Annotated in this window: 11 protein-coding genes; 7 read left to right on the top strand and 4 right to left on the bottom strand. The window is 63.1% G+C overall.

Annotated features, from left to right (window positions below; all coding sequences use genetic code 11):
- Positions 1-44: 44 nt before the first annotated feature.
- Together ACRQEC_RS05390 and ACRQEC_RS05385 are read right to left on the bottom strand one after the other, a co-directional pair.
- Positions 45-1,709 (bottom strand): S1C family serine protease, encoded by a 1,665-nt coding sequence (locus ACRQEC_RS05390; protein ID WP_284889431.1) that lies wholly within the window; start codon positions 1,707-1,709, stop codon positions 45-47.
- A 135-nt stretch (positions 1,710-1,844) separates the two neighbouring features.
- Complete coding sequence (locus ACRQEC_RS05385) at positions 1,845-3,614, bottom strand: dolichyl-phosphate-mannose--protein mannosyltransferase (RefSeq protein ID WP_284889429.1); 1,770 nt, start codon at positions 3,612-3,614, stop codon at positions 1,845-1,847.
- A gap of 138 nt (positions 3,615-3,752) precedes the next feature.
- Between ACRQEC_RS05385 and rsmI the strand changes: the two genes are divergently transcribed.
- The 5 genes from rsmI to ACRQEC_RS05360 all read left to right on the top strand — a co-directional run bounded on the left by rsmI (position 3,753) and on the right by ACRQEC_RS05360 (position 9,807).
- Positions 3,753-4,652 carry a 16S rRNA (cytidine(1402)-2'-O)-methyltransferase gene (rsmI, locus tag ACRQEC_RS05380; RefSeq protein WP_284889426.1) on the top strand — a complete coding sequence of 300 codons (900 nt, stop codon included), beginning with the start codon at positions 3,753-3,755 and terminating at the stop codon, positions 4,650-4,652.
- 278 nt (positions 4,653-4,930) lie between these two features.
- On the top strand, positions 4,931-5,926 hold the full coding sequence (gene argF, locus ACRQEC_RS05375) for an ornithine carbamoyltransferase (RefSeq protein ID WP_284889424.1): 996 nt from the start codon (positions 4,931-4,933) through the stop codon (positions 5,924-5,926).
- 122 nt (positions 5,927-6,048) lie between these two features.
- Positions 6,049-7,005: a carbamate kinase gene (gene arcC, locus ACRQEC_RS05370; RefSeq protein ID WP_087070425.1), complete on the top strand. Its 957-nt coding sequence runs from the start codon at positions 6,049-6,051 to the stop codon at positions 7,003-7,005.
- 17 nt (positions 7,006-7,022) lie between these two features.
- Complete coding sequence (locus ACRQEC_RS05365) at positions 7,023-8,627, top strand: YfcC family protein (RefSeq protein ID WP_284889423.1); 1,605 nt, start codon at positions 7,023-7,025, stop codon at positions 8,625-8,627.
- 214 nt (positions 8,628-8,841) lie between these two features.
- A complete protein-coding gene (locus ACRQEC_RS05360) occupies positions 8,842-9,807 on the top strand; it encodes a helix-turn-helix transcriptional regulator (protein ID WP_284889421.1) in 966 nt (321 codons plus the stop codon).
- A gap of 42 nt (positions 9,808-9,849) precedes the next feature.
- On the opposite strand, the gene ACRQEC_RS05355 is transcribed toward ACRQEC_RS05360, so the two are convergent.
- Entirely contained in the window at positions 9,850-10,662 is an 813-nt protein-coding gene (locus ACRQEC_RS05355; protein WP_284889419.1) for an isochorismatase family protein, read from the bottom strand.
- Between the two features lie 195 nt (positions 10,663-10,857).
- Here ACRQEC_RS05355 and metG point away from each other — a divergent pair, with 195 nt between their 5' ends.
- Complete coding sequence (gene metG / locus ACRQEC_RS05350) at positions 10,858-12,684, top strand: methionine--tRNA ligase (RefSeq protein ID WP_284889417.1); 1,827 nt, start codon at positions 10,858-10,860, stop codon at positions 12,682-12,684.
- Between the two features lie 61 nt (positions 12,685-12,745).
- Positions 12,746-13,744 (top strand): TatD family hydrolase, encoded by a 999-nt coding sequence (locus tag ACRQEC_RS05345; RefSeq protein WP_284889504.1) that lies wholly within the window; start codon positions 12,746-12,748, stop codon positions 13,742-13,744.
- Positions 13,745-13,795: 51 nt separating this feature from the next.
- Here the strand turns inward: ACRQEC_RS05345 and ACRQEC_RS05340 are convergent, their stop codons facing one another.
- A complete protein-coding gene (locus ACRQEC_RS05340) occupies positions 13,796-14,653 on the bottom strand; it encodes a hypothetical protein (protein WP_284889415.1) in 858 nt (285 codons plus the stop codon).

Here is a 14,653-nt window from a genome sequence, read left to right as displayed (position 1 = left end):
CTTCCGGCCGCCAGTTCTGGTATTCCGGCCGCGCCGCCTCCCGCTTAGTTCACCGGCGATTCGCCCAGCGTCACCTCTATGGTCTGCGGGGCGCCTCCACCGCGCGCAATCTCCAGGGTGATGGTGTCCCCGACCTTGTGGGTGCGCACTTGCTTGGCTACCTGCGCCGGGCTGGAAACCGATTGGCCATCCAGGCTGAGAATCGTATCGCCTTCCTTGACGCCCGCCTTGGCCGCTCCGGAATTCGGGCCGACGGCCAGCACGGTCACCCCGCCCTGCTCGCTGAGCCCCACGGTAATCCCGAGGGCGGCATTCTTGCCCACGGTCACGTTATCGTCGCTCTTCCCGGCGCGGATCTGCTCCACAATGGACAGCGCCCGTTCGATGGGAATCGCGAAGCCGTACACCTGCGCGGAGGTGGTGCCCTGCGACGCAGCACTATTCATCCCCACCACTTCGCCCTGGGCATTCATCATGGGCCCGCCCGAGTATCCGGGCACCACATCGGCATCGGTGACGATCATATTCTTGAGGGTGTCAAAGCTCAGGCCGTCCTCGGTGGCCACCCGCACGTCCATACCCAGCCCGGTTACCTCGCCTTTAATCTCGGTGAGATAGCCCTGCCCGCGCCCGTTGCCCACGGCGCTGACCTTATCGCCCTGCTTAGCCGGGGTGCTGGCAATTTTTGCCGGGGTGAGCCCGGAAGCGTCCTTGAGTTGCAATAGGGCGACGTCGCGTTTCTCATCATGCCCAATAACACTGGCGGCGTAGGTTTTCCCGGCGGCCGGAATCTCCACCTGGATGGCATCCGATCCCATAACCACGTGGTAATTCGTGAGCACCTGACCGTCAGCGGTCAGCACAATCCCGCTGCCGGCACCCATACCGGAGCCCATCCGCGCATTAATAATGGCTACGCCCGCCGGGCTTACCTTTTCGCCGCGGTCAATAGGACCGTCTGCGCCGTGGTTACCGCCGGGCAGCTGGGTAGGGAAATCCCGCGGAATCGGCATATACGGTTCCGCCCCGCCCTGCTGGCGTCCATCATTCGGCGAGGTCAGGCCGTCGTTATATTGGAAGCTAAAAGGATCCTTGACGGAAGGGGAGCTGGCCTGCGGCTCCGGAGCCAGGCCGAAATACCCCACCCCGGTGCCCACGAGCAGCGCGACTACCATTCCGATAATGACCAGAATGGCGGTGGTACCCTTCGAACGCCGCTTGACCGGCGCCGGCGCAGCCCCGAATTGGGGGCCGTAACCGTATCCGTAGCCAGGCTGCTGATAGGAGCCCTGGTACCCACCCTGATATGCCCCGGGAAATGCGCTCTGATAGGAACCTTGCGAGGCGCTCTGGTACGAGCCCGGATAACTTCCGGAATAACCTCCCGAGTACCCGCCTGAGCCGTTCCCTGCCGAGCTGCCTGGATAGGGCGGCTGCGCGGAAGCATAACCGTAGTGCGCGGCTCCGCTGCTCGCGGCCGAGGCGCTGCCCGCGGTGGAAGCGTACCCGGCGGAGGGAGCGCTGGGGTAGTGGTACGCATTCGTGTAGCTATTCGATTGCGCGCCGCCTGCCTGCGTTCCGCCTGGCTGAGTGCTGCCCGCTTGCGTGCCGCCGGCGTGATTTGCGCTGGGCTGGCTCGCCCCCGGCTGATTCGCGTCGGGCCGGTTCGCACCCGATTCGCCCGAGTCATTACGCCACTGATCCGTCATGTGAAACGTCCTTTCCTCACTCCGCACCTAGCCCCGCCACGGCTGCCGCGGTGGTCCGGTCACACCGGGTAGCATGCCCGCCGATTCTGGAAAGTTTCTGAACGTTGTCCGAAAATGCGAGCATTGCCCGCCGCGCTAAATCCACGACGGCAGCCACATATGCAGGCGCCAAAACTCATAGGAAACCGTTTGCCCGGTCCAGATCGGGTACCAGAACAGCGCCGCCAGAATAATAAGAACGACGACGGCGCCGCACGCCCCGAGCGTGCGGCGGCTAATCCGGCATTGCCACCAGCGCACGGGATAGGCGCATATGCCAAGCGGCTCCTCACGGATAAAGTCCGCGTGGCCCCAGGCTGCGTCGTCGTACAGATCAGCACGGACGCTACCGTTCCCGCGCGCGTGCGGGGCACCCAGCGCGCCGGTGATAAAGCCGAGGCCGTAAGTGAGGGCGAGAGCCACGAAGGGGAGGAAAGCGACCGCGTAGAACTGGAAAATAGTGCGGTCCATGTAGAGCGACCACGGCGCGGCCATGGCGAGGTAACCGCTCAGGATGGCCCAGGCGCGCCAGTCGAAACGGGTGAAAGCCACCCAGAGCACCACCACCAGAGCGAGGAGTGCCAGCCACCACACCACCGGGTTGCCCACCGAGGTGACCGCCTGGACACAGCGCTCGCCGCTCGGGCACTGCCCGGCCATTTCTTCGGAGGTAGGCCACCAGAACGAGACTGGGCGCCATTGCACAAACCACTGCCAGACCGAGGATTGGTAGGTGTGCGGGGTGGAGAGGCCGTTGTGGAAATCCCACATTTGGCTGTGATAGTGCGCCAAATCGTTGAAAGAATTGGGGAGCCAGGGGAAGGGGAGGGCCTCCGGGGTGCTCTCGCGCACGCCCGCCGCCCAGCCGTGCCCCCAGGAACGGCTATCGCGGAACCAGGAGAACCAGGAGGCCACGTAGGTGGCGGCCGCGGTGGGAACCAGATGCACAAAAGCCGGGATGCCTTCCTGGAAAACCGCGGCGCCTACCCATAGGCGCAGGCCCACCGCGTGGCGGGCCGCCATGCCCCAGGCGAAAGCCACCAGGCCGAAAACCGCCACGGCGTAAATCCCGGACCATTTCACCCCGCAGGCCAGCCCCAGGAATACTCCGGTGGCCAGCATCCAGGGGCGCCACCACACCCGCGGGCCCCAGGCGGCCGGACGGCCGTCCGCGTGTACCGGCCCGAAAGCTACCCGGTGGGCCAGGCGCTCCCGGGTCCAATCACGGTCGCGCAGCAGCGCCCAGAATCCAGCCAGCACAAAGAAAGCGAGGAGGTTATCGAGGATTCCGATGCGGGAGAGAGTGATGCCCATGCCGTCCAGGGCCATCGCGATGCCGGCCACCCCGGCCAGCCACGGGTTGAGGAAAAGCCGCAGGGCGATGCGAACGAGGAGCGCCACCGCGAGGGTGCCGGCCAGCGCCACCATAAAACGCCAACCGAAGGGGGAGGTTTCCCCGAAAATCGCTTGGCCGACCGCCATAATCCATTTTCCGAGCGGGGGGTGAACCACGTAGTCCCCGGCCGGTGAGGTGTGGGAGAAGTCGCCGGCGGCGAAAGCGGCGTCGAATTCCGTGCCGCCCTGCCAATCCACCTCGTAGCCCAGGCGCAGCAGCGAATTCGCGCCCTTGACGTAGTAGGTTTCGTCAAACATGAGGCGGTCGGGGAAGCCCAGGCGGAAGAAACGCGTGAGGGCGGCGATGAGCGTGATCGCTCCCGTAATCCACCACCCCAGGCGTTTTTCCCCGCGGGTGAGCCAATCTAATCCGCGCGGGGCCAGCCCGAGTCGGCCGCGCAGCTCGTCTTCGTAGCGCTCCGCGCACTCGCGGGGGAGGCGCCCGATGGGTTCGCTTAGTTTTTCGCTCACGTGCGGATTCTATCGATAACTGCCCGCCCGCGTGGTGGCGCTCGCTCTCGGTGGCCGGTGCCGCACGTGTGCGTGACGTTCCGGCCCGGTGCCGCGGGCGGGCGGCCGCGGCACCGGAGCGCGTGGCAGAATAGCAGAATGAGCACAGGTCAGGATGCCGGACAGCACGAGGGGCACCACCCCGGTCAGAACGAAAGCCAGCACGCGGGAATTGTTCTTGCCGCCACCCCCATTGGAAACGACGCCGACGCCTCGCCGCGCCTGCGCGCCGAAATTGCGCGGGCCGATATCGTGGCCGCGGAAGATACCCGGCGTTTTTACCAGCTCGCCGCCCGCCTCGGCATCGAGGTGAGCGCCCAGGTGCTTTCCTATTACGAACATAATGAAGCCGAACGCGGCGCCCACCTCATTGACCTGGCCCGCTCCGGTGCGCGCGTCCTCATGGTCAGCGATGCGGGTATGCCCTCCGTTTCCGATCCCGGTTTCCGCCTGGTGGTACGCGCCCGCGCAGCCGGTATCCCCGTGATCGTGGTGCCCGGCCCTTCTGCTCCGCTCACCGCGCTGGTCGCTTCCGGCCTACCCACTGACCGTTTCACCTTCGAAGGATTCCTCCCGCGCAAAGCCGGGGAACAGGCCGCCGCGCTCGCGGCCCTGGCCAGCGAAGAACGCACCATGATTTTCTTCGAATCCCCGCGCCGCCTGGGGGCCACCCTTTCCAATTTTGTTACCGCATTCGGTCCCGGGCGTGAAGCGGCGGTCTGCCGGGAGCTCACCAAGACGCACGAGGAAATCGTGCGCGGGCCCCTGGCCGAACTCGCGCAGCGGTTCAGCGAAGGGGCCCTGGGAGAGATCGTCGTCGTCGTAACAGGAAGTAGCGCGGCCGAAAGGGAAGAGCAGGTGCGCGCGCGGGCCGTGGGCGACGTCGCCGAACTGTGTCAGCTCGGCCTGCGCCGCAAAGATGCCGCCGCTTTCGTGGCCGCGCGCACCGGTTTACGCACGAATGAGCTCTACCGCGCCGCCCTGGAGCAGGGCGAATAAAGCGCGGAAATACGCGGGTTTAGTGGGGTTTAGGGCCCGAAAATCGCGGCTAAACCACGTTCCACCCGCGCTCCACCCGGATTTTCCTAGCGCGCGTGACCTGGATCATGCACAGTAAAAACAACCCCCGGGGAACCGGGGCCGGGACATGATCCTCTCGCCGCGAGGCGGGTACGGGTTGGACAGCCAACAGTGATCCCAGGGGCCAAAGAAGACCCCGTTACCGCTGGCCGGTCTGCCCGAACGGGACCACGGACCGCGCTAGGAAAGGAACGACAATGGCTGTCAATATCCGCGGACGCAACTTCCTCAAGCTGCTCGATTTTACGCCCGATGAAATCCGCTACCTGCTGCGTCTGTCCGCGCAGTTCAAGGAACTCAAGCTCAGCGGCACCCCGCACCGCTACCTCGAAGGCAAGAATATTGTGCTGCTCTTCGAAAAGACCTCCACCCGCACCCGCTGCTCCTTCGAAGTGGCCGGCATGGACCTGGGCATGGGCGTGACCTACCTGGATCCGGGCAGCTCACAGATGGGCAAGAAGGAATCCATTGAGGATACCGCCCGGGTGCTGGGCCGCATGTACGACGGCATCGAATACCGCGGTTTCTCCCAGGAACTCGTGGAAGAAATGGGCGCCAAGGCCGGGGTGCCGGTATGGAACGGCCTGACCGACCTCTTCCACCCCACCCAGATGCTCGCCGATATCCTCACCGTTCAGGAGAACTTCGAGGACGGCATCAAGGGCAAGAAGTTTGTGTTCTTCGGCGATGCGCGCAATAACGTGGCGAACTCGCTTATGGTGGTCTGCTCCAAGCTGGGCCTCAACTTCGTGGCCTGCGGCCCGAAGGATCGCATGCCCGAAGAATGGCTGGTCGATACCTGCAAGGAACTCGCCGCGCAGTCCGGCGGCAGCGTGACCCTCACCGAAGATGCCGCGGCGGCCGCCACCGGCGCCCACGTGCTCTACACCGATATTTGGGTTTCCATGGGCGAGCCGGATGAAGTGTGGGCCTCGCGTATCGCGGAGCTGGAAGCCTACCGCGTCACCCAGGAACTCATGGACAAGGCCGATCCGGAAGCGATCTTCATGCACTGCCTGCCCTCCTTCCACGACACCAACACCACCATCGGCGCGGAAATCGCCAAGAAGTTCGGGGTGACGGAAATGGAAGTGGAAGACCGGGTCTTCGAAGGTCCGCGCTCGCGCGTCTTCGACGAAGCCGAGAACCGCATGCACACCATTAAGGCCGTTATGTACGCAACCCTCTCCTAGGAGGGTTCAGGCACGTGCCCGCGCGGCCGTGCCCAGGTAGCGCGGGCGACGATGCCGGGGAGCTGGCTGCAGGTAGCAGGGCCACCCCGCGGCGCGTCGCCCGCGCGTGAAAAGGACAGAAGATGACTCAGGAAAATACCCGTACCGCCGGCGAAAAAATTGTGGTTGCGCTGGGCGGCAATGCGCTCGGGAAAACCCCGGAGCAGCAGCTCGAACTTATTAAGGAAACCGCCCGCTCCATCGTGGATTTGGTGGCAACCGGCAATGACGTCGTTGTCACCCACGGGAACGGCCCGCAGGTGGGCATGATCAAGGTCGCGACCGATAATTCCGCGGCCGCCGGGGAAACACCGTCGATTCCCTTCGCCGAATGCGGTGCCATGTCCCAGGGCTATATTGGTTACCACCTCCAGCAGGCCATCGAGGCCGAACTCGCGGCGCGGCAGATTGCCCGCCCGGTTATTTCGGTGGTCACCCAAACGGAGGTCGACGCCGCAGATCCCGCTTTCGGGCGCCCAACCAAGCCGGTGGGGGCTTTCTTCACCGAGGAACAGGCCCGGGTCCTCATGGAGGAAACCGGAAACAAGTACGTGGAGGATGCCGGGCGCGGCTGGCGCTGGGTGGTGGCCTCCCCGCTCCCCGTCTCCATCGTGGAACGCGATGTTATTAGCTCGCTCGTGGAGGCCGGCACCATCGTGATCGCGGCCGGTGGCGGCGGCATCCCGGTGGTCAAGGAAGGTTCGGGATACCGCGGAGTCGCGGCCGTCATCGATAAGGATCGCACCGCCGCGCTGCTGGCGCGGGAGGTCGACGCCGATACTCTCCTCATCCTCACCGCCGTGGACGCGGTCGCCATTGATTTCAACAAACCCACGCAGCGCGATGTGCCCGAGATGACCGTGGCTCAAGCCCGCCAGTACATCGAGGAAGAACAATTCGCCCCCGGGTCCATGCTGCCCAAGGTCGAAGCCTGCCTCGAATTCGTGGACGGAGCGGCCGGCAAACGCGCCATTATTACCTCTCTGGAAAAGGCCGAACAGGGTATTTCCGGGGAGAGCGGCACCGCGATCATCGCCTAAGTCCGAAGGACACAATCATGACAACACGCACAAACGATGCCCCCGTCGGCAATGGGGCCGACGAAGACACCGGCACAACAACACCCCGCAAGAAGCGGCGCGGTATTACCATCCCGGGCGCTTTCACGATTCTCTTCTTCCTGACCATCGTGGCGGCTATCGCCACGTGGCTGGTGCCGGCCGGCTCCTACGCCAAGCTGAGTTACAGCTCGGATACCGGCACCTTCTCCGTGCTCAGCCCGCAGGGGGAAACCAAGGAATACCCCGGCACTCAGGACACCCTGAGCGAATTGGGCATGGATATTGACCTCTCCCAATTCACCTCCGGGGCCCTCAATAAGCCGATCTCGGTGCCGGGATCCTATGAGTCCCTCGAGCAGAATCCGGCCAGCGTCGCCGATATTCCGGTCGCCATGGTGCACGGCACGATCGAAGCGGTGGACATTATGGTCTTCATCTTCGTGCTCGGCGGCCTCATCGGGGTGGTGAGAAAAACAGGTGCATTCGAGTCAGGGCTGATCGCGCTGACGAAGAAAACTAAAGGCCACGAATTCCTCCTCGTCTTCGCGGTATCCGTCTTCATGGTGGTAGGCGGATCGCTGTGCGGCCTGGAAGAAGAAGCGGTGGCCTTCTACCCGATCCTGGTGCCTATATTCCTGGCTATGGGATACGACTCCATTATCTGCGTGGGCGCGATCTTCCTGGCCGGATCCATGGGAACCACCTTCTCTACGATCAACCCCTTCTCCGTGGTGATCGCCTCCAATGCCGCCGGTATCCCCTTCACGGATGGCATTATCTGGCGCGTGGGCGGCTGTATCGTGGGCGCCATCGTGGTGGTGTGGTACCTGCACCGCTACGCAAAAATGATTAAGAAGGACTTCACGAAGTCCTATGTTTACGAAGATCACGAAGCTTTCGAGAAGCAGTGGGCGATGACCACCCACGCCGATGATGTTCCCGCCTTCAACTGGCAGAAGAAAATCATCCTCGTTCTCTTCGTATCCGCCTTCCCGATTATGGTGTGGGGCGTTATGGCCATGGGCTGGTGGTTCCCGACCATGGCGGCCTCCTTCCTCACCATTACCATCGCGGTCATGGCGATTTCCCTCTTCGGGAAAGACCGGCTCAATGAGAAACAGCTGACGGACGCCTTCATTGAAGGCTCCTCCAGCCTGGTGGGCGTCTCGCTCATCATCGGGCTGGCGCGCGGCATCAATATCGTGATGAACGACGGCCTCATTTCCGACTCCCTGCTCCATTCGGCAACGAACCTGGTTTCGGGGATGTCCGGCCCGCTCTTCATCATCATTATGCTGCTGATCTTCTTCGTGCTCGGTTTTGTGGTGCCGTCCTCCTCCGGTTTGGCCGTGCTGGCCATGCCGATTATGGCGCCGCTGGCCGACGCCGTGGGTATCCCGCGGTGGATCATCGTTTGTGCGTATCAATGGGGTCAGTACGCGATGCTCTTCCTGGCACCCACGGGCCTGGTCATGGCAACGCTGCAGATGCTCGATATGAAGTACCAGCATTGGTTCCGCTTCGTGTGGCCGATGGTGCTCTTCGTACTCGGCTTCGGCGGGGTGGCCTGCGTGGCTCAGGTGCTTATCTACGGCGCGTAGGCGCGAAGAATACGGCTAAAAAATAGCCGAAACGCGCGGCTCCGGCGGGCGTGGTACCGCCGGGGCCGCAGCGTGCATTCCGCCGGCCCGGTATTTCGGCGTGGCGGTTAATGCTTTTATAATGTGACGGTGTGGCGCGAGACACTCGCGCTCGCGATCCCGCGTGGCGGGCAACCGTGGCGGAATCGCGTGGTGAAGGCAACGGAGCTATGCAATGACGATAGGACTGTTTTATTACACCTGGATGGTGGGACTCTTTATCCTCATGGGTTCAGCGACGGCGCTTGCGTGTTATCTCGTTTCGCGCCGTCGCATGTTTGTATGTTGCGCCGCCCTTTTCCTCGTGTATTTTTTCGACGTCGCAACCGTGGCCCGCACGGACTTCACCCATCCACGCAATATTGACAGCGTCTACCACATCACCGCGCCCCTGGAATCCATCACCCTGGGGGCGCTGCTCATGGGGCTGATCTGGCTGACCTACGCCACTTTCATGACGGAACCGGAAGCGAAAGTGGAGTGGCACAGCACCCTCATCCCGGCAGGGATTTTTATTGTGGGCAGTGCCGGGGCTTTGCTGATTCCCGATCCGGCCTGGCGGGAATTCGTGTTCTTCTCCATGCGCGGCATCGTGGTGATCGGGATCCTCAGCGTGGCAACGTGGAATTATCTGCATGCCACCACCGGGGTGGAGAAGATCCGCCAGCGCCGCCACCGCTGGCTTTACGTTGCTACCTGGGTGGCGGTACTGGGAACCTTCGCCTGGAATATAACTTTTATTTTCCTCGTGGCTCCCCACGCGGATAGCGCTTCTGCGCTGGCCTTCCTTCCTGAACGCAATTTCTTGGAAAACCTCATGTACATCTGCTGGGTGATCCACGTGATGCGTTTCGGGGTGCGGGTGCTGCGCATCCACTTCGACCGGCCCCCGGAAACCGTTAATCACCTGGAGGAGGATTTCATCGAATCCTCCCTGGTGTTCTATTCTCAGGCCCGGGGGCTATCGAAGCGCGAAGAAGAAGTGCTCGGCTACCTTATGCGCGGGAAAACAAATTCCCAGATTTCCACCGAGCTCTATCTATCGCCCTCCACGGTGAAGGTGCACGTGCACAATATCCTCAAGAAAAGCCAGGTGGCTAACCGCGAAGAGCTGGTCAAAGACTTCTGGCGCTCGGTTTAGCGGGCCGCTCGCGGGTCTCGCGGGCCGGCTGGTACACCCGCGCTATTTCGCGGAGTCCATTCCGGGGCGGTAGTCGATATCGGAGAAATCGAAATCGGCCTCATTGACCTCATCCGAAAAGTCGATATCTTCGTCTTCGTCGGCGTAGTCGTCGAAATCATCGTCCTCGTAGAGTTCGTAATCCTCATCGAGGTTCTCGAGTTCCTCCTCGCCAGCTGCGGCGTCGTCGTACGGATCATCGAATTCATCCGGAACCTCAGACTCTTCGTAGAAACCGAAGGCCTCCGAGGATTGCAGCTGCTCGACGCCCGCTTCGTCCATCTCCACGCGGGCCGCGGCCCCGAGTTCCGGGGAAGTGGGTACGGTGAGGTCGGAAAAAACGCGGGTGCGGAAACCGTTACGGACCGCGTCAATGGCGGTGGCGCGCACGCAATGCGATTCGGCAATACCCACCACATCCACATCCGTGACCTCGGCGGTGCGCAGCACGTCCTCGAGTAGATTACCTTGCGGATCGGTGCCCTCGAAACCGGAATAACCGGAGGCGTACTGGCCCTTCTTGAACTGCACGTCAATAGGAAGCGCCGCGATGGATTCGTGCAGCTCCGCCTCCGGAGTATCGGCCACGCCGTGCGGCGGCCAGCTATCCACAAAATCCGGGTTCTCGGAAAAATGCGGGCCCGGATCAATATGCCAATCCTGGGTGGTGGCGATGAGAGCGTATTCCTCGGCGTTATCGGTGACAAAATCTGCAATGCGTTCGGCAACGGCGTTACCGCCATCTACCCCGAGGCTGCCGCCTTCGCAGAATGTGGGTTGCACGTCAACAATGATGAGTGCGCGGGTCTCATCCATAGTCATCCTCCTGATGAAGCGGGTCATCACGCGGTGCGCGGCGGCCGGCTGGTTTCGCAATGGTGGCGCCGCGCCCTTATAGTTTAGGCGCGGGGATGCGGGCGCGCTAGCGGGCGCGCGTGGTAACCAGCTAGTGGGCGCGCTTGCTAGCCAACCAGCGGGCACGCGCGCCGGCACGCTAGTAGAATGGTGGCCATGACTCATATTCTCTCCGCTGTTGCCTGGCCGTATGCCAACGGCCCGCGCCATATTGGTCACGTTGCTGGATTCGGTGTTCCCTCGGATGTGTTCTCGCGCTATATGCGCATGGTGGGGGAGGATGTCCTCATGGTCTCGGGTACCGATGAACACGGCACCCCAATTTTGGTTTCGGCCGACGCGGAGGGAATCACCCCGGAAGAACTCGCGGACCGCAATAATCGCATTATTGTGGAGGACCTCGTGTCGCTCGGGCTTTCCTACGATCTGTTCACCCGCACCACCACGGTTAATCACGAGCGGGTTGTGCAGCAGATGTTTGAGGTGTGCCGGGATAACGGTTATATGGTGGTGCACTCCGCCCCGGTTGCCTTCGATCCGGAAACCGGGAATACCCTCCCGGATCGCTATATTGAAGGCACCTGCCCGCTGTGCGGTAACACCTCGGCCCGCGGGGACCAGTGTGATAGTTGCGGTAACCAACTCGATCCGCAGGATCTTATCGACCCGGTCTCCAAGGTCTCCGGGAAAACCCCGCAATTCCGCGAAACCGAGCATTATTTCTTGGATTTGCCGGCGCTGGCGGAGCGCCTGGGCCAGTGGCTTGATGAGGTGGAAGAATCTGGGAAGTGGCGCCCGAACGTTATCTCATTTTCCAAGCACCTCCTGGAAGATGTACGCCCGCGTGCCATGAGCCGGGATATTACCTGGGGCATTCCGGTACCCGGGTGGGAAGATCAACCCTCCAAGCGCCTCTACGTATGGTTCGACGCCGTTATCGGCTACCTATCCGCCTCTATTGAATGGGCACGCCGGCGTGAAGCGCGCGGAGTGGGAAGCCGGGAGGATTGGCGGGCCTGGTGGAATGATGCGGATGCCCGCTCCTACTACTTCATGGGGAAGGATAATATTGTTTTCCATTCCCAGATCTGGCCGGCCGAACTCCTCGCCTATAACGGGGAGGGGAGCCGGGGCGGCCAGCCCGGGGATTTGGGCACGCTCAACCTGCCCACCCAGGTGGTGGCTTCGGAATTTCTCACCATGGAAGGTAAGAAGTTCTCCTCGTCCAAGGGCGTGGTGATTTACGTGCGCGATGTGCTTTCGCGCTACCAGCCCGATGCGCTGCGCTACTTTATTTCCATTGCCGGCCCGGAAACTTCCGACGCTGATTTCACCTGGGCGGAATTTGTGCGGCGTAATAATTCCGAGCTGGTGGCCGGCTGGGGGAACCTCGTCAATCGCACCGCGGCCATGATTGCCAAGAACTTCGGGGAAATCCCGGCGGCCGGGCCGCTCGAGGATGTGGACCGGGAGCTCCTGGATGCGGTGGAAGCCGGGTTCGCTACCGTGGGTGATGCCATTGCCGCGCACCGCCAGCGCGCCGCGCTCACGGAAATTATGCGGCTGGTGGGCGAAGCCAATGGTTACGTTTCCGCTACCGAGCCTTTCAAGATGAAGGATCCTTCCCAGCGTGAACGCCTGGGCACGGTGCTCCACACCCTCATCCAGGTGGTTTCTGATCTTAATACCATGATGAGCGTATTCCTTCCGCATTCTTCGAATGCGGTGGACCGGGTGCTGGGCGGGGCCGGTGATATTGCCCCGATGCCGCGCCTGGAAGAAGTCACCGACCTGGATTCCGGTAAGCCCTACCCGATTATTACCGGGGATTATTCCGATCCGCACCCGTGGGCGCGGGTGGACGTGGCGGTTGGCAGCCCGATCTCGAAGCCGTCCCCGGTTTTCACCAAGCTGGATACCAGCGTGGTTGATGAGGAACTGGAGCGTCTCGATGCGGTGTTGAGGGCTAAGCGTGCGCAATGAATCGGTACGAGACGGGGCCGCGCGTGACGCGGCGCCGAATGGTGCGGTGCCGAACGGTGCCGTGCGCAATGAATTAGCGCCGGAAGAATTCGCGGCCCTCTCCGCGAAGGAGAAAAAGCGGGCCCGCCGCTGGTACCTGCCCGATGCCCCGGCCCAGCTTGCCGGTCCGGTCATCGATAATCACACCCATATTTGGGTGCCGGCGGGGGAGGCGCAGGCCGGCGGCTCGGGTTCGGCGCTCACCCCGCCGCGCGGGCGGATGCTGCCGAACGAGGAAGCCGCTGCCATGGACGCCGCCGGGGTATGCCACGCCATTACCTGCGCCTGCGAGGTCCCGGATCTGCTGCCGACGGTTGCGGTGGCAGAAGCGGACCGTGCGCATTTTTCCGCCGCGCTCGCGATTCACCCCAATGAGGCCGCCCGGCACCGCGGGATCACCGCGACCGGCCCGGATGGGTTAGCCCAGGAGCTCGCCGCCCACCACGCCCTCAGTCTGGAGGATGCCATCGGTCGGGTAGCGGAGGCGGCCCGCTCCAGCGCCGTCGTTGCTATTGGGGAAACGGGGCTCGATTATTTCCGCACCTCCGAGGAGGGCCGCGCCGCCCAAATCGAGGCGTTCCGCGCCCACCTCGCCCTCGCGCGCGAGCTCGACCTGCCCGTTCAGATTCACGACCGCGAAGCCCACGCCGATTGCGTGGAGGTGCTGCGCCGTGACGGCGCCCCGAGTCGCGTAGTTTTCCACGCTTTTTCCGGCGACGCCGCGCTTGCCGAGCTATGCAACCAGGAAGGCTGGTACGGAAGTTTTGGTGGGCAAATGACCTACCCGGCCAATGATGAGCTCCGCGCGGCCTTCCAAGCTTTTGATCCGGTGCTGCTCCTCGCGGAAACCGACGCCCCCTACCTGACGCCGGTGCCCTGGCGCGGCCACCCCAACGCCCCCTACGTGATGGCGTGGACGGTACGTTTCGGGGCCGAGCTGCGCGGCGTGAACGAAGCAGACTGGTGCGCCCAGCTCCTGAAGAACACCCGGGCGGTGTACGGGGAACTGGGCGCGGCCTAGTTAGTTCTGGGATTTAGTTGGTGCTGCGGCTGAGTCAGCCTCGCGGCTCGTTTAGTTCTGCGGGCTTTCCGATTCGGGACTTTGGGCGGACGGGCCGGATTTGGCAGCCGACTGGCGTGAAACCGTCTGCTGAGCTTGGGCTTGCGGCTGGCCGCTACCTTGCGGGTATCCCTGCTGTGCATAAGCCTGCTGCCCGTACGCTTGCTGGCCGTAGGGCTGGCGGTACTGCTGGGCATAGGGCTGCTGGCCCTGATACTGAGCTTGACCCGGGTAGCCCTGCCCGTAGCCCTGCAGGTACCCCTGCATCGGCGCGCCCTGGCTCGGGTACCCTTGCGCCGGGTAGCCCTGCCCGTAGGGCTGCGCTGCGGGATAGCCGGGATAGCCCTGATATGCGGGGCGTGCGGATTTCTTCGCGGCCGTTCCCGCAGCCACGCCCTGCGTGATCCCCACCAGCGCCAGAATGAGGGCCAACGCGCCGGTCACCCAGAAAAGCGGGGTGTACTGCGCCCCGAATTCACGGAGCGCACCCACCGAACTATCCAAGGAGAGCGCCACGAGCCCACCCAGGGTGACCGCCCCGCCCAGCGGTGCCAGCCAAGAAAAAGCCTGGGCTGCCCGGCCGGTGGTGAACAAACCGAGCACTCCCGCCAGCAACGCCAACAGAAGGCCCACGCCGTATAGGATCACGGGCAGCCACACGCCACCCGGATGCGCCAGCCCGAAGATCGAGGCATTATCTTCACCCAGGGCCAGGACCGGCGTGAAGCACAAGATAATAAGAGCGATGCTCAGCGTGGTGGTCAGAGCCGCCAGGCCGCGCAGCGCGCCGGTGCCACGCTTCGATGCGGAGGGAACGGGGTAGCTCGGAGGAACAGGCTGCTGTGCGTATCCGGGATATTGAGTGCTCAT

The sequence above is a fragment of the Actinotignum saccati genome (genome assembly GCF_051265055.1).
GTDB lineage: Bacteria > Actinomycetota > Actinomycetes > Actinomycetales > Actinomycetaceae > Actinotignum.
Note: the sequence above shows the minus strand (reverse complement) of the source record. Positions and strands in the feature narration are given on the sequence as shown.